Annotated in this window: 16 protein-coding genes and 1 pseudogene; 6 read left to right on the top strand and 11 right to left on the bottom strand. The window is 64.3% G+C overall.

Features of this window, described 5'->3' with window-relative positions; translation table 11 throughout:
- The 4 genes from ACIOU8_RS14280 to ACIOU8_RS14265 all read right to left on the bottom strand — a co-directional run bounded on the left by ACIOU8_RS14280 (nucleotide 1) and on the right by ACIOU8_RS14265 (nucleotide 3,792).
- Nucleotides 1-486, bottom strand: coding sequence for a hypothetical protein (locus tag ACIOU8_RS14280; RefSeq protein ID WP_400790752.1), 486 nt, complete (start codon nucleotides 484-486; stop codon nucleotides 1-3).
- Nucleotides 483-1,070 carry an RNA polymerase sigma factor gene (locus ACIOU8_RS14275; protein ID WP_400790749.1) on the bottom strand — a complete coding sequence of 196 codons (588 nt, stop codon included), beginning with the start codon at nucleotides 1,068-1,070 and terminating at the stop codon, nucleotides 483-485. The genes ACIOU8_RS14280 and ACIOU8_RS14275 overlap by 4 nt, the downstream gene beginning before the upstream one ends.
- Before the next feature lie 71 nt (nucleotides 1,071-1,141).
- Complete coding sequence (locus ACIOU8_RS14270; protein WP_400790747.1) at nucleotides 1,142-1,492, bottom strand: helix-turn-helix domain-containing protein; 351 nt, start codon at nucleotides 1,490-1,492, stop codon at nucleotides 1,142-1,144.
- Between the two features lie 95 nt (nucleotides 1,493-1,587).
- Complete coding sequence (locus tag ACIOU8_RS14265) at nucleotides 1,588-3,792, bottom strand: helicase C-terminal domain-containing protein (protein ID WP_400790745.1); 2,205 nt, start codon at nucleotides 3,790-3,792, stop codon at nucleotides 1,588-1,590.
- A 67-nt stretch (nucleotides 3,793-3,859) separates the two neighbouring features.
- On the opposite strand from ACIOU8_RS14265, the pseudogene ACIOU8_RS14260 reads away from it, so the two are divergent.
- The 6 genes and pseudogenes from ACIOU8_RS14260 to ACIOU8_RS14235 form a co-directional block, all read left to right on the top strand.
- Nucleotides 3,860-5,017: pseudogene (locus tag ACIOU8_RS14260) on the top strand (S8 family serine peptidase); the annotation flags it as partial.
- On the top strand, nucleotides 5,014-5,334 hold the full coding sequence (locus ACIOU8_RS14255; protein WP_400790743.1) for a hypothetical protein: 321 nt from the start codon (nucleotides 5,014-5,016) through the stop codon (nucleotides 5,332-5,334). The pseudogene ACIOU8_RS14260 and the gene ACIOU8_RS14255, both read left to right, overlap by 4 nt.
- Nucleotides 5,331-5,801: a hypothetical protein gene (locus ACIOU8_RS14250; protein ID WP_400790740.1), complete on the top strand. Its 471-nt coding sequence runs from the start codon at nucleotides 5,331-5,333 to the stop codon at nucleotides 5,799-5,801. The genes ACIOU8_RS14255 and ACIOU8_RS14250 overlap by 4 nt, the downstream gene beginning before the upstream one ends.
- A gap of 232 nt (nucleotides 5,802-6,033) precedes the next feature.
- Nucleotides 6,034-7,098 carry a peptidoglycan-binding protein gene (locus ACIOU8_RS14245; protein ID WP_400790738.1) on the top strand — a complete coding sequence of 355 codons (1,065 nt, stop codon included), beginning with the start codon at nucleotides 6,034-6,036 and terminating at the stop codon, nucleotides 7,096-7,098.
- Nucleotides 7,098-7,748, top strand: coding sequence for an ABC transporter ATP-binding protein (locus tag ACIOU8_RS14240; RefSeq protein WP_400790735.1), 651 nt, complete (start codon nucleotides 7,098-7,100; stop codon nucleotides 7,746-7,748). The genes ACIOU8_RS14245 and ACIOU8_RS14240 overlap by 1 nt, the downstream gene beginning before the upstream one ends.
- Nucleotides 7,749-7,819: 71 nt before the next feature.
- Nucleotides 7,820-8,839, top strand: coding sequence for a lipoprotein ABC transporter permease (locus tag ACIOU8_RS14235; RefSeq protein ID WP_400791326.1), 1,020 nt, complete (start codon nucleotides 7,820-7,822; stop codon nucleotides 8,837-8,839).
- 36 nt (nucleotides 8,840-8,875) lie between these two features.
- On the opposite strand, the gene ACIOU8_RS14230 is transcribed toward ACIOU8_RS14235, so the two are convergent.
- The 7 genes from ACIOU8_RS14230 to ACIOU8_RS14200 all read right to left on the bottom strand — a co-directional run bounded on the left by ACIOU8_RS14230 (nucleotide 8,876) and on the right by ACIOU8_RS14200 (nucleotide 14,397).
- The gene (locus ACIOU8_RS14230) at nucleotides 8,876-9,457 is read right to left on the bottom strand and encodes a hypothetical protein (RefSeq protein ID WP_400790732.1); all 582 of its coding nucleotides are present in this window, start codon (nucleotides 9,455-9,457) and stop codon (nucleotides 8,876-8,878) included.
- A 57-nt stretch (nucleotides 9,458-9,514) separates the two neighbouring features.
- On the bottom strand, nucleotides 9,515-9,715 hold the full coding sequence (locus ACIOU8_RS14225) for a hypothetical protein (protein WP_400790729.1): 201 nt from the start codon (nucleotides 9,713-9,715) through the stop codon (nucleotides 9,515-9,517).
- A gap of 1,066 nt (nucleotides 9,716-10,781) precedes the next feature.
- The gene (locus ACIOU8_RS14220; RefSeq protein WP_400790726.1) at nucleotides 10,782-11,327 is read right to left on the bottom strand and encodes a hypothetical protein; all 546 of its coding nucleotides are present in this window, start codon (nucleotides 11,325-11,327) and stop codon (nucleotides 10,782-10,784) included.
- Nucleotides 11,328-11,443: 116 nt separating this feature from the next.
- Entirely contained in the window at nucleotides 11,444-12,235 is a 792-nt protein-coding gene (locus ACIOU8_RS14215; RefSeq protein ID WP_400790723.1) for an ATP-binding cassette domain-containing protein, read from the bottom strand.
- Nucleotides 12,236-12,256: 21 nt separating this feature from the next.
- Nucleotides 12,257-12,790: a hypothetical protein gene (locus tag ACIOU8_RS14210; RefSeq protein WP_400790720.1), complete on the bottom strand. Its 534-nt coding sequence runs from the start codon at nucleotides 12,788-12,790 to the stop codon at nucleotides 12,257-12,259.
- A 123-nt stretch (nucleotides 12,791-12,913) separates the two neighbouring features.
- Nucleotides 12,914-13,237, bottom strand: coding sequence for a hypothetical protein (locus ACIOU8_RS14205; RefSeq protein WP_400790717.1), 324 nt, complete (start codon nucleotides 13,235-13,237; stop codon nucleotides 12,914-12,916).
- Between the two features lie 296 nt (nucleotides 13,238-13,533).
- On the bottom strand, nucleotides 13,534-14,397 hold the full coding sequence (locus ACIOU8_RS14200) for a hypothetical protein (RefSeq protein ID WP_400790714.1): 864 nt from the start codon (nucleotides 14,395-14,397) through the stop codon (nucleotides 13,534-13,536).
- Nucleotides 14,398-14,526: the final 129 nt, after the last annotated feature.

Below are 14,526 nucleotides of genomic sequence, written 5' to 3'. Positions count from 1 at the left end.
TCAGCTCTGGAACGGATGCAGTCTCAGCACTGAGCACTCGATGACCCCGGGCACGACCGCGGCTTCGCCTTCGTCGGTGACGCACGTGGTGAACTCCGTGGGCGCGATTGCGGGGGAAGGTGTTGCGACCAACGGGTCGTGGTCTTCGAAGGCGCCCCCTTCCCACATCTGCACACAGACGGCCTCAGCATCCGTGATGGCTACAACGCCGTGTGGTGTGGCGATGCTCGCTGCTGCACCAGACAGCGTGCCGTCGGAGTTGCGGTACGGACCTTCGAGACAGTGGACGACGCTGGTCTCGCTCACGGGCTTCTCCTTGAGCAGAACCACAGCGGCGACACCTGTGCCGGCGACAGCGAGGACACCGCCGGCGATGGCGGCACGGCCCCAGATGGTCTTCCACCATTTCGGGCGGGTAAGGTCGCGGCGCATCTGCTCGATGAGCAGATCTTGGACTTCGCGATGATGCGGCATGCGGTCTGTCACGCGCGGGCCTCCTCTGATGTCGGAGCGTACTGCTCCAGCGCTCCCCGCAGGCGGGTCTTCACTCGAGATAGCCGTGATTTCACTGTTCCTTCAGGCACGCCGAGGACGACGGCGGCGTCTGCAAGCGGCATCTCCTGGATGACGCAGAGGATCACGACGCTCGCTTCGCGGTTGTTCAGCTGCAGGAGCGCGTCGCGCACGCTCTGCGAGATCTTCAGGGAATCCATCGCCTGTGCGACCTCGTCGGCATGGTCGGGCACGTGGTTGTCGTGGGGGATCCGATGAAGCAGGCGTTGGTACCGGCGGCGACTTCTCTGACTGTTCTTGGCGGCGAAAGACGTCGTCGCGAGCAACCACGGCAGTACTGAGCCGTCCACAACGCGGACCTTGTCGCGTTTGCGCCAGAGTTCGAAGAATGCGGTGGCGGCGACCTCCTCGGCATCCCACGTGGATTGCATCAGCACGAGCGACATCCGAAACACCGGCGCCTGATGGCGGTCGTGTAGTAGCCGATACGCCGGCTCGTCACCGCGGGATAGTCGGAAGAGGAGCTCGCCGTCCGTGGATCTACCCGGTTCCGACACGATCTCACCTCACGCACTCCGGTCGACATCCAGACCTTCATCGAGTCTATGACGCGTGTGAGAAGCACGGTTCAGGCGGCGAGGGTGACGCTGAGGTCGCGGCGCGCCTGACGAGGGGTCCTGTGCAGGTACCGGTGGCACTGTGAACGGAACGACTCGTACGTGCTGTAGCCGCAATGGACGGCGATGACCGACATCGCCACCGTGGGGTTTCGGGCGGCCATGATCACCACCTGTTTCAGTCGTCGGCGTCCCAGGATCTCCGCGACTCCGGGACCACCCGCGAATGCCCGGTCCAGTTGCCTTCGGGACACGTACAGCTCCTGGGCGAGCCAGACCGGATTGACGTCCGGTCGCTTGAAGTGCGCCTCGATGAGGGCGAAGCACTGCTCTCGAAGAGCGACTAGATCAGTGGACCCCATACTTCGAAATGTCCGGCAGTCGCCGGTTGGTTCCATATTCGATACGCACACGTGTGGCCCCGGCTGCGAGACAGCCGGGGCCACAGGTGGTGGGGCTATTCGCTGGCGCTGTTCTCGTCGCCCAGAGGCGTCAGAGTCAGGCGGTCAACGATGTCCTCCGGTGTCAGCCGAGCATTCTTCAATGCTTCTGCGACCGGCGCGCGCCGCGCTTTGACATCCATCGTTCGCAGCGTCTGAAGGTGAGACCACAGACGCTGCACGTCGACGGCCAGCGCGAGAACGTCCGCAGGAGTGACTCGCCACGTGCCCGGCTCGGCGAGAGCCATGGCTGTCCGGTTCACGAGAGTGCGCGGTGAGATCATCACCGCGGCGCTTCCCGTGGGGACCGCTGCAACGCCGCGGTCGTGGGCCACAAGCCCCAGATGTCCGTTGACCTGCCGCACATCCTCCGCACCGATGAGTCCCTCCGGCACGTGCTCGCTCTTCGCTTCGAGGCTGAGCCAGAGGTGGTCATCCCAGCACCATTGCGAGTCAGTTCGGGCATCACCGGTCGGTTTGGTGGCGTCTGCGCCGACGAGCTTTCCGAGAGCGCTCAGCGCCGGCTCATACGTGCCGTGGTCGATGGCGCCGAGGCCGGAGATGGTTTCGGAGATGATCTGCGACAGCCGGGCAGGAGTGCCGACATCGCCGATGTACGCCGACAGCCTCACTACGGCGCTGGTGAACGCCGGGCTCGCCGCCATCGCGGTCCTCCCGGCGAAAGGCAGATACGAGTTCATCCAGGTGGCAGGGGTCGCTGCCCGGACTGCCTGGTCTGCGAGGGTGTCGGCGGCTCTCGCCAATGCGGGGTCCTCCCTCAGCCTGCCGGCCTTGTCCATGAGCACGGCCGCCCGGAACAGCAGCGTCGCCCGGTAGCCGCGAGCGTCCTGGGCACTACCGAGCGCGGTCGCGGCTTCGTGCAGTTTGTCGGCCGCGGTCTTCCAGTCCTCGTGCCACTGGCTTTCCAGCGATTCCACCTCATAGCGTGCAGCGCTGGCCAGGGCGTCAGCGGCCGCTGGCACAACCTGTTGAACGGAGGTGAGGTTGGTGGTGATGTCTTTCTCGGCGTTGTCTCGCCAATTGGTGCCCTGTTCGAGGAATGCGTCAATGTTCTCGAGAACTTCGGCGGGCGTTGTCTCCGACTGTTCGAGGCCGAAGAGCACTTCTGCCTGCAGCTCCGGAGGGAACGCGCGCGTCACTTCGGGGCGAGACAGGTAGGTGGTCGTCTCCGAGTCAGCGATGACGACGAGAGCCCAGTCGCTGCGGTGTCGGGTACAACGGCCGATCCCCTGCACGACGCGGCTGCGCACTCGCTCGTCCGTGACCGAGCTGGAACGGGCACGGGACTTGTAGAAGCGTTCCTGCAGGTTCGTGGTGCCGGGGAAGCCGTACAGGCTCACCGCTCGGCAGGCGTCACCAGGCAGGTCGATGCCGTCGTACCGGTTGGCGAGGACCACGGCGGCTTCGGTGGCGGATGCGAACGCATCGAAGCTCTCCTCCACGTCCCCCTTGTGGAACACGCTCCACCCGTCAGGGACGAGAACCTCCTCTGCCTTTTCAGCCTCATGGTCGCTGGGGGCGATGATCACAGCCTTGCCCATCTTCGCCAGCAGTTCCTTGGTGAACGCCTCCGGGTCCACGCCGTCGACAAGATGCGGAAAGACGAGGAAACGTCGCCCGGATCGTGGCGTTGGCGCCTCGGGCGGGAGGGACAGCTTCTTGATAGACGGCCGGCCGAATGCACGCTCCAGCTCACCGGCCGCGCCCATGGTCGCGGACAGATAGATGCGCTGGTTCGCGTTCGTGAACAAGCTGTTCTCGAACGTCGGCGGTGTCGCCGGCCGGATCTCCATCCTGTTCCACGCCAGGTACAGAGTGCACGAGGACAGGTGGCCGTCGATGGCCCTGTGGGCGAACATGGCGCTCCGGGCTGCGCTGTCGTCCTTCTTCCCGAACAGGTTCAGGGCGTTGCTGAGAGGCTCGATCCAGTCCTCGTGCTGCGCGAGGAACAGGGCATCGACGAGTTCCCGGGTGCCGGAACCCGGGTTGTTCATGATGAGCTGGCTGTAGCGATCCGGGGACAGGGTCGAGCGGACGGCTTCGAGGACCGCCGTGTAGATGTCGTTGTGCTTCGCCCGGGACACCTCCACGGTGTACGCGTGGGACACGTACTGCTCACCGGCGTGAGCGTCGTCGAACACGATGACGTCCGCGTCGATGAGCTTGGGCGAGGTGTTGAAGATTGCGGAGTACGTTGTCACGGCAACCGCGCGAGCGCGCTCGTAGGACGTCTTCGCTGACGCGTCCCAGTCGCCAGAGCTCAACCTCGTCGTGGTCCTGAGCGCCGGGAACCTCACTGCGCTTCCCGATGGCACGCACTGGAAGACTGACTACCCGACGTATCTCCACGACCCTTCCGCTCGAATCGCGTCCCCGGGCGCGGCCGCGCTGGCGCTGACCGTCGGGTCTGTCGCACACTCTGACGCCCCCGACACGACTGCGTCCCGGGGTGCTGTGCGCATCGCTGACATCGGCCAGCCCGCTCCGTTCTCCCGCACTGGCCCCACGGTCACCGGTCGCCACAAGCCGGAGTTCAGCGGTCACGGCGGAAGCTGGTCCTGGGATCAGGCCACTGGTGTGCTGCTTACCAAAGACGCGAACATCGCTACGACGACCCTCACCGCCCAACCCGGCGGGCGACTGTTCAGCGCTGTCGCCGGTACGAGCTTTGCGGCTCCATTCGTCGCACATGAGGTGGCGAAGATCGCCAGGCGCTATCCGGACGCCAGCGCGAACCGCCTGCGGGCGCTCACCGCGCTGTCCGCATTGCCGCCTGACCCCATGCCCGCCATCATCCACAGCGCGTACGGGGTACCCGACGCCTCTCAGGTGCTCGAAAGCGACGGTCCCCGCGCGATCTTCGTTCACGACGGCGAAATCGAACGCGACACCTACCAGGTGATTTCTGTCCCCATCCCGGAGGAGTTCGCGAAGGAGACCTTCGACCGCGAGCTTCGCGTGGCACTCGCCTTCGATCCCGCGGTGCGCCGCAGCCGCCGGGACTACATTTCCGGCCGCATCAAGGTACAGCTGTATCGAAATCACACACTCGAAGAGATCACACAGATCTTCCGTCAACAGCCGACGGTCAAGGAACGAGCGGCCGGCGCGACAGCATTCGACCTGCCTGATGGCCGCAACGCCATCAACCTCCTGCCGGGCTCGAACTCTGTGAACCTGGACACCGTCATGTGCCGGAGCATTCGCCGGCAGGGCGGCTGGGACCCGGATGACCACAACTACTTCCTCGTACTCACCCATTCCTCGAGCCCGTGGACCGAATCGCAGAAGAAGGATACGCCGATCCAGGACTACGCAATCGCTGTGGAGCTACTCGCTCACGGGCGTCCTCAACTGGATCTTCATGCGGCAGCAGAAGCGCAGCTGCGCCAGCAGGGCCGACAGCGAGAGCGGGGCCGCTCATGATGCCGCACATTGCCTCGGCGTGGGGCCAAGACCCCTCAGCGCCTTTCCACGACGAGCTGTACCTCGCGTTCACCGTGAAAGAGGGCCACGGAGGCAAGACCTGGGTGGTCGAAGGACCATGCCCGTACTGCGCGGGGGAGGTGAAGTTCGAGATCGAACGCGAAGGTGTCCCGAGCGACACATCGGACCTCGTCGCCCAGTCCGAGTCATCGGAGGTACTGATGATCGAGTGCACCTGCTCCGCCGCGCACTCGGGCCGCCCGGCTGGAGTTCCCGGCTGCGGCCAGATGTGGACACTCGAGTTGGAGGCATCATGACCGGCAGCACGTACAAGGTGACCGCGATCCGCCGCCCCACGACGGAACAGATTGCGACCCATGAACGCGTCAAGGCAATGCAGGCGAACCAGTTGCCTGTTGTGCGCAAGGCTGCCGAGAAGTGGCGTAACGGTTTGGGGCTCTCCGGGGCTGCTGTCGCCGCGGCGTCGCTGCTGACGTCCCCGGAGGTCTTGGCCACGGCCAGCGAATCTCAGCGGATACAGGGCGGCTGGGTTGTTCTGGCAGCTCTCGTCGCGACGCTCGTCGCGGTCGGCGGGAGCCTTCGGGCATCCTTCGGCTGGCCGAAGATTCAATCGCTCAGCTTGAACAAGGTCAAGGCGTGGGAACGGGCTGAGGTCCGCAAGAGCATCTGGTGGTTGCAAACGTCGATGATTGCCACCTTGGTCGCCATCGTCGCAGCGAGCGCCGGTGTTGCAGTGCTCCTGTTTGGGTTCGTCCTGCCCTGATCTGCGTTCGGCATAGTGCGGACTGAAGTGCAAAGGGCAGCCACCGACATTTCGAATCGGAGTGACGGCTGTGAACGAGGGGGTGTCGCCTGCTCGTCGCCCCCTCCTTAGGCCACGACTACAGGATTCGCGCCAGGACCTAGCGTCACTTGGGGAACAGCCGCGTTCGGCTCATACGCTCGCTTAGAGCCGACGCGAGTGGAGGGCAGCTGCCGTGGCAATAGAGGGACGAGTGCACCGCTGGCCCTGGCTAGTAGTGGCCGGCGTCACGATCCTGGCGTTGGGCGCAGCAGGCGCATGGGCAGCGCTGGCGGTCCTGCGCCCGACGGATGACCCGCTCGCTTCAACGGAGCACACCTACGTCGAGGTGACGGCAGGGTCAGTCGGTACCTCCATCGCGTTGAACACTGTCGCTGCATGGAGTCAGGTCCCTGTCGCCGCCAATCAGGCGACGGGCATCGTGACTGAGATGACCGTCGAGACGGGCGCTGAGGTTGCTCAGGGGGCGACCCTGTACACAGTCGGGCTCCGGCCCGTGGTCGCAGCACAAGGCGAGGTGCCGATGTTCCGAGATATCGGTGCGGAGGCTACCGGTGCGGATGTCAGCCAACTGCAGCAGATGCTTGCATCCCTGGGCCTTTACGGTGGCGCCATCGACGGCAAGGCGGGGAGAGGAACAGTCACGGCCATCACGTCGTGGCAGGGGTCGCTGGGCGTGGACAAGACTGGTGTGGTTGCTCTCGGAGATGTTGTCTTCCTTCCCCAGCTCCCGTCGCGTGTGGCTTTCGATCCAGAGCTCATCGCGAGAGGGCTGACCCTCTCTGGTGGAGAGTCAGCAATTCTCGGCTTGGCTCCGGCGCCCGCATTCTGGATCCCCGTGACGGACGCGCAGGCAGCGATGATTCCGGCAGGAGGCTCCGTCGAGGTCACGGCACCGGACGGTCAGGTGTGGCCGGGCGTTGCAGGAGAGCAGAAGAGGAACGCGGACGACGGCACAGTGACCATCGCCGTGGCGGGAGCCGAGGGGGCGGTGCTGTGCGGTGATTCCTGTGGTCAGGTGCCCATATCGGGGCAGGCCACGCTCCCATCCAAGATTGTCACCGTCGAGCAGGTCGACGGGCTCGTTGTGCCGTCCGCAGCGCTGGTCACGACTGCGACCAATGACACGGCCGTGATCGACAGCGACGACAACAGAGTGCCTGTCGAGGTCGTAGCCTCAGCCAAAGGCATGTCGGTGATCACGGGCGCGCCGGAGGGTCTGCGGGTGCGCGTGCCGGCAACGGAAGAGTCAGGCTGATGACGGACCTGAGAGTGCCATTAGAGGCGCGGAACGTCGACTTCGGTTACGTGCCCGGCTCGCTGGTCCTGAATAGATGGTCGGCGCAGTTCTCTGCCGGTAGCATGACCGCCATCACCGGGCCGTCCGGACGGGGGAAGTCCACGCTGCTCTACTTACTGGGATTGATGCTCCGCCCGTCGGCTGGGCAGGTCATCGTCAACGGCGAAGATGCTGCAAGCGCTCGGGACGCTCCTCGAGCACGCCTTCGCGCGCAGCAGTTCGGCTTTGTGTTCCAAGACGCCGCGCTGGACGCGACGCGGAGCATCCTCGACAACGTCACGGAGACGGCTCTTTACCGGCGCGAGTCACGCGCTGCCGCTGAGAGAAGAGCGCGAGATCTGCTGGAACGCTTCGGGGTCGACCTCCCGCCGAACCGTAAACCCGGCCAGGTGTCCGGCGGGCAGGCTCAACGAATCGCACTGTGCCGGGCGCTTCTGAACGCGCCACGAGTGCTACTCGCCGACGAACCAACCGGCAACCTTGATCCGACGACCAGTGAACTCGTTGTCGAGGCGCTCAGAGGGCACGCGCACGCGGGCAATGCCGTCATCGTCGTCACCCATTCGCCAAGTGTCGCGGCAGCCAGCGACGCGGAGATTCGCCTCTGATGTGGGCCGTAGTCAGAGAGGGGGCCGCATCCGCGCGCTCACAACCGGTAGCGTCTGCTGTCACGGTGCTCATGGTCGTCGGCACGATCCTGACCGTGATGCTCACCACTGGTCGTACAGTGGGCGCGGAGCAGCAGGTTCTCGGTTCCATTGACTCAGCAGGCACCCGCTCCATCACGGTGCGTGCCGAGGCGGGTGCGGGCGTCACGAGCAGCGTCATGGATCGTCTCGCTGGCATCGAAGGCATCGAGTGGGCGGCGGGGTTCTCCCAGGCGGTGGACGCGACGAACTCGGCCGTGCCCGACGGCGTCAAGGTCCCGGTGCGTCTTGCCTTCGGGTCTCAGTTTGAGCGTCTCGGTGTTCCGTCCAGGATCGCGGTTCCAGGGTCGACCGCGTGGGTCTCCGCGGCCGCACTCGAGCAACTCGGAATGCCCGATGGTGTCGGCGGGGTGGCGCTCACGAACGGGGCCGCCTACGGCGTGGCGGGAATCCTCGACGTGCCCGACTTCCTCCGGGGGCTCGAACCGGCCGTCTTTGTTCCTCAACCGACGCCCTCGGGTGATGAGGTGCTGAGCGTCGTGATCGTCATCGCCGACTCTCCACAGTTGGTGGCTCCGGTCAGCGACGCAGTTGTCTCTGTCCTCGGCGCCGATGACCCGACGAAGATCACCGTTCAGACCAGCGAAGCCCTCGCGCATCTTCGCGGGCTCATTGAAGGGCAACTGGGATCATTCTCGCGGGGACTGGTCGTCGCGCTTCTCGGGCTGACTGGAATGCTCGTCGCCGTCCTCCTGTACAGCCTCGTCATGATGCGAAGGAAGGACTTCGGACGGCGTAGGGCCCTCGGTGCCACCCGCGGCCTCATCATCGGTCTCCTGCTCGCTCAGACGGGGATGCTCGCACTCACCGGGATCCTCGTGGGGTCAGTGCTCTCCGGGGTGATGCTATTCGCCTCCGGGGATCCATGGCCCGGGCTTGCGTTCACCGCGGCGCTCGGCATCCTCACGCTAATCACCGCACTTCTCGCTGCGCTTGTGCCAGCCACGATTGCGAGCCGCCGTGAACCAATCCGAGAACTCCGCGTTCCCTGATGCCGAAGAGGGGCCTCGCCCTATCGCACTCCGTCTCTACCCGTCGAGGTTGGTAAGGAATGAGCGTGTCAGAGCGTTCATGTCAGGCTGGCGGGCTCCGAAGCTCGACTGGTTGCTAGGCGCAAGGCGCAACGGTTCATCGAAGCCTTCGACGGTGACGGTCAGCACGAAGACACCGGGCCAGGTGCGTCGTTCGTCACGGTCGACAAGACCGAATGGCTCCTCTGTGCGAATCTCGCTGACGCCGCGACGGGAGACGGCACGGCACTCGAGGTCCCGGGCTTCTCGACGCCCCGTGGCCCGTGCCTCAACGATCCGATGTGTCGTCACCACCCGGACAATGACCATGTACGTGTCCACGTCCACATCGACGAATGCAGCCTCGACCATGTCGCCACCGCAGAGCAGAGTGAGGTTGGAGAGGAGCTCGGAGTACCACGGGGGCACGTTGCCGCGGAACACGTAGTCGTTCAACAGGCCTTCCACCTGCCGGTTGCCGGTCAGCCAGTCGTGAAGGTCGGCAACCAGTGCCTGATCGTCTTCGGTTAGTGATGAATGCCCTACGTGCATCGCGCCTCCCTCGTGTGTTTCTCGAACGGTAGCGGGAGCCTCGGACATGACGAGCGGGCGCTTTCGCCGCGGACTGAACCCATCGACACGAAAGACGCAATCGTCCTAGGGGGTCGGGGTCGGAGCCGGCGGGACCTCTAGGGGGAATGCGGCGATGGACCCGGCCAGCCCTACGGCGATGCTCGCGGCCAGGCAGATGAGCCCGATGCGCGTGATGAGGCCACGATTGTCGAGCCACTTCTGATCCGCTTCCAGGATCTCGAGCTTCGTGTCGTCCAGGTAATAGCGCGCAGCTACACGGTGCATCCGCAGGCTTGGGTGTCGGAGGTCGCACCGACGTCGGCCGAGGTTAACTCCGCCTCAGACAGGGGCGCGCGATGGTTGTCTCAGATCCTGTAGTTCGTCACATGTTCACGAACTTAGGTTCGCATGGTGCGAAGTGGGCGGCACACCAGATGCGTATGTGTGTGCTACTTTGTGGGGGACGTTCCTGTCCCAGGTGGATGAGAACACTCCTCCCACACGGGTGGAGTCCGAAAGGGAACATGGGCGGATTGAGTCCGCACAGTTTGACGCGACCGGCTAGAGGCCGGGAGCGAATCCGCAAAGGCTAGAGGCCGGCGCGGAACAATAGTCGATGGGCGATTCGCCCTTCGACACACCACCGTAGGCGATTCGTCACGGCGGTGGCAGGACACCGGCAGCGGGCGGGAACCCGGCCGGTGTCGCGGAAAGCGCCAGGCGCGCTGGACGCGAAGTGGCGAGAACGAACGAGACGGATACCTCGAGTCCCCAGGCAGGCTCTCGGAGGCCCGACTTGTCGTCGATCTCATCAGCCACGCTCGAACTTTCGTTAGCATCCCCGTCAACCATCAGTGCCTTGTCCTGGGCTCCGCACTAGTTGGGAGACGCGATGTTCGACATCGCCCCATTGCTCACTGAGGCAAGCGGACCGTTGTCGCTGCTCGCTCTCGTCGTCATCATGCCCATCATGTGGGTGGCGGTTCTCGGTACAGGCCCACGGGGGAAGAACGCACGGAAGGTGCTGTCCATCATCTTCCGACGTAGACCACCAGGCTGATTGCACCAGCGCAGTGTGTACCCCTCGGTCCCAGGCCCGACAGGAGAAGCGAACGGAGCGGATCGCCAAGAAACCCACGGATCGTCGGGCGGCCGCTCGATATCGTCCCGCAGAGTGAACTTGTCTCGAACTCGCAGATCGACAACCCTGTTTCCGCGTCGAGGAAAGAGTCGAAGGCGGAAACTGAGGATGGTAGTTCGCATGGTGTTGTCGGCCGTAGGAGACGTCGTTTCCCGTTATTCCGGCGGCCGCTTCCGACACGCTCCTGTGCTCGCGGTAAGGGCGCCGGCGTCAACTAGGTGAGGTGAGTCGCCACCGACGCACGACGAGGAGGCTGCCAACGCCGAAGCACGCGGCGGCGATCAAGAGCATGCCGGCCGACGCTGCAACCACTCCGAGAAGGTCGACATGGTCGTCCACTCGCCTCAACAGTGTGTTCATCGGGGACATCGGCACGATGATGAGCGCGACCGCGGCCAGGAACACGACGCCCAGCGTGAGTGGGGTGCGCTGAAGGACTGGCCAGGCACCCAGGTAACCGAGAGCGACACCGACGAGCGCAGACGAAGTGAGAGCCAGGAGGCAGCCGGAGACTTGAGGCACTATCGCATCAGGAGTCGGCGCAGGCGACGCGCGGACGAACGCGGCCGTCAATCCGAGGACGGACAATCCGGTCACGAAAAGGAAGGATGCCAAGGCCTCACCCGCTCGAGCTCGGACGCGTCCTCCGCTCGCGAGCGCAACCACACTCTTCTGGCTGGGGTCATCGCCGTCAATAGTCGTCACCGACACCCAGGCGCCGACGAAGAGGGATCCGATCCCAAGGATCGGCAACATACTCGGCAGTGGCGCCGAGTACGGCATAAGCGCGACCACCACGATGAGGTACCCCGCTGCGGGCCCGAGCCACGTCAGCCGGACAACATTCCGGCGCAGAACATAACGAGTAGACCTCACTCCCGCTCCACTCCTTCCACGACCCACCCAGCGCTGAGAATTGCTCGGAGCGTGGCTTCAACTGTGTCAGAAGCTGAATTGATGACGGCGTGCCCCATCGAGGCGGGCATGACCATCGTCGTGTCAGGAAGCGCCGGCAGGGAATCGTTGGTCAACGCGTGAATGACGTAACGGGTAGGTGCCCGAGGCGTGAGCTTCCCTTCCTCGAGCCAGAGGGACTGCGAAGCGGCAAAGGGGACTGCACCATGGTGAACGACGAGCAGGGTGCTCCCCATGGCACGGGCCTCATCTATCGCTCGCGTGGCAAGATCGGTACCTGCGGCATCAATCCCGGTGAACGGTTCGTCGAGCACGATGAGCCCGGTTGCTCCGATGAGAGCGCTGGCAATCCCGACCCGCTGCAGATTCCCCTTCGACAGCAGTCGCAACGGTCCCCACGGGCCCGTGAAGCCCAATGAATTCAATGCTGTCGAGACAGCCCGGTCGCGAGCGCGGCGCTGGAGCCCCCGGGTACCAGCGACCCACTTCATGTAAGTGGCAACGTTCATGCCGGATGGAGGATTGAACCGCTCTGGCAGGTAGGAGGCGCTGGTGCTTCGATTCTGCACGGTCCCCCAGCTTGGCTCCATCAATCCGGTCGCCACACCCAGAAGTGTCGACTTCCCGGCCCCGTTCGCGCCGTGGATCGATGTGACTGTGCCCCGCTGGCACTCCATGGAGACGTCATTCAGGATGACCCGTCCGCGCCGACGAACGCCCACCCTGTCGAGGCGCAGCGTCGGTGTCATGGTGTTCCTCCTTTGGGCGACTCAGTTTCCGCGGAATCCTGCAGGCTTGGCCGGGCAGGCCGCCATCAATGCCATGTACTTCTCCTCGGAGCCAGGATCCAGCGAGTCGAACGGATTCCACTCCTGGCCGGAGTTGAGTTGATCTTCGAACGTACCTTCACTCGGCACGTCAGGCACCGTGTATCCCTCGCCGTCGAGGCACGGGACAACGGTGTCCACGAGATAGCGGTACAGGTACGTGGCTTCTTCTGCGGTGTACGGCTGCTGGTACGCGGGATCGATGGGGTAGGACACGCGGCACTGGTAGACAGCAATTGCTTGCGCTAGCTCCTGCTCTGCGGGAAACGAGGCGGTTTCCACATACCCCGACTTCACGTGGCTTTCAAACCCTGCCTCGGTCATGCACGTGGCTGTCGTCTCGGACCATTCGCTTGGGGCTACCGCACGAATCAGGCTCGCCTCCGGCACGGGCTGGTCGGGGAAGCGGTCGTGAAAGAGTCCCTCAGCCTGTTCCTGGGCAGCCTGAAGTTGGCCATCTCTCTCTGCGGACTGCATGACAGGTGGCTTCGGCATCGCGTCGATTGACTCCTCAGAGGCGCTGCACCCTGCGAGAGGGAGCAAGACGATGAGTGCCGCGGCCACAGGCCAGAGGTTTCCTTTCACGACCGCCACCTCCGGTTACAGGCAGGCGCGGGTGAAGTACTGGAACGTCTTCCCGGCGCCGTACGAGACGTAGCTGTACGACTTCGTCTTGCGGCCTGCCGTGTGGTACACGCCCGTATTCGGCGCGTACTGGATGCTCGTGAGGTAAGAGCCGTTCTTCGAGGTGAGCCAGGCAGAATCGCCGTAGCTGTTGATCTTGAACTTGTTCGTAGGTGCGGTGGGCCCACCGCAGTCGCCGACGTACGCTTCTGTCGCATCGGCAGATGCCGGCACGACCGATCCGAAGATGAGCGCGGCAGCAACCGCGGTAACCGACAGGAACTTGGTTGTCTTTCGCATATTTACCCCCCTGGGTGAGTGGCGGACAGCCGAGTGCCGACCGCGGGACACAACATGCCAGAGTCGCTCTGCGGGCACCATGCGCGCAGACCAGATCTCCAGGCAGTGAGTCGAGAAGTTGTCCGTGATCCTGGAGACAGGTGCCGCTGAGCTCGACGCATTCGGTGCGTCGATCCCTCTGTAGCAACAGCGCGTGGGCCCCGACTCTCACGAGTCGGGGCTCTTCCATGCGTGGACGCGCTACCTGCCAGAGGTCAGCTGCGCGAGCTCAGCATGAGCACCCCCAGCTTCGTGGGTCAGGCCGCGATGGCGTGCTCGAGTCGGTTGCCGTCGATGTCGAGTCGTCGGCGCGCGCGGAGGGTGGGACGGTCGACGACTTCGAGGGCTTCGGCCTCGAGGTGGTTGACGATGCGGCGCATGTTGCTCACTGCTGCCGCGGTGCCTGCGACGAGGAAGTTGTACGCGTATCCGCGAGCCCGTCGCTTCTTCGGGTTGCCGATGTCGGTGGCCTCGTCACTCTTGAACCAGTCGTTGTTCTCCTCAACGCGGTTGCGGAGCCCGAACCAGGCATGCCATTCCTCGGTGTAATACTGCACCGCGGACAGGTGCTTGATGATGCGCAGACTCCCCGGACTGTCGGGCCCGATGGTGAGGGAGCCCTTGCTGAGCGTCGGCGTGCGCTTCAGCTTCTCGCCCGTCGCCGGATCGAACAGCATGAGTCCCTTCGGCGACGGATAGGTCCAGCGCTGGAAACCATCCTCATCTGCGCGTCCGTGCGGGGTGAGCGCGTACTGGCGTCGAGCACTGATGAGCGCCTTGAACGTCTCCTTCGTGATGCGACGATTCTCGTAGTCGGTGGTCGCGGTCAGCGCGTCCTTCGGTGTCCACTTGAGGTAGAGGTACCCGTCCGCGGCGACGGCATCCTCGATGTATCCATGAATCCCTGAGCGCTTCTGGTCGCGGCTGCCGAAGTTCCAGACGCCGCGGAACCCGAGCTTACGAATCTCGTTCTGGAAATTCTCGACGTCGTGATAGTTGTAGGCCTGGTCGCCCATGAGGCGATACCGCGTGTTGCGGTCGAAGACCTTGCAGTGCTGCTTCACTGCGCGGAGGGGCCCGTACTTGTTGCGGCCGGGGTGCTGACATGAAGCACCGGTCATGAGGACCGGGAAGCTCAGGGGACTGCTGACGATCTGGTTGACTCGTCTTGTTTGGGTTTTCAGGCCGCGTGAGCGGCCGGTGTGTTGATTATCTCGAACTCGATGGGCGTGAGTCTTCCGAGGCGGCGT

The sequence above is a fragment of the Microbacterium sp. NPDC087589 genome, assembly GCF_044743635.1.
In the GTDB taxonomy this organism is placed as follows: domain Bacteria; phylum Actinomycetota; class Actinomycetes; order Actinomycetales; family Microbacteriaceae; genus Microbacterium.
The sequence above is the reverse complement of the archived record's forward strand: the minus strand, read 5'-3'. Positions and strand labels throughout refer to the sequence as shown.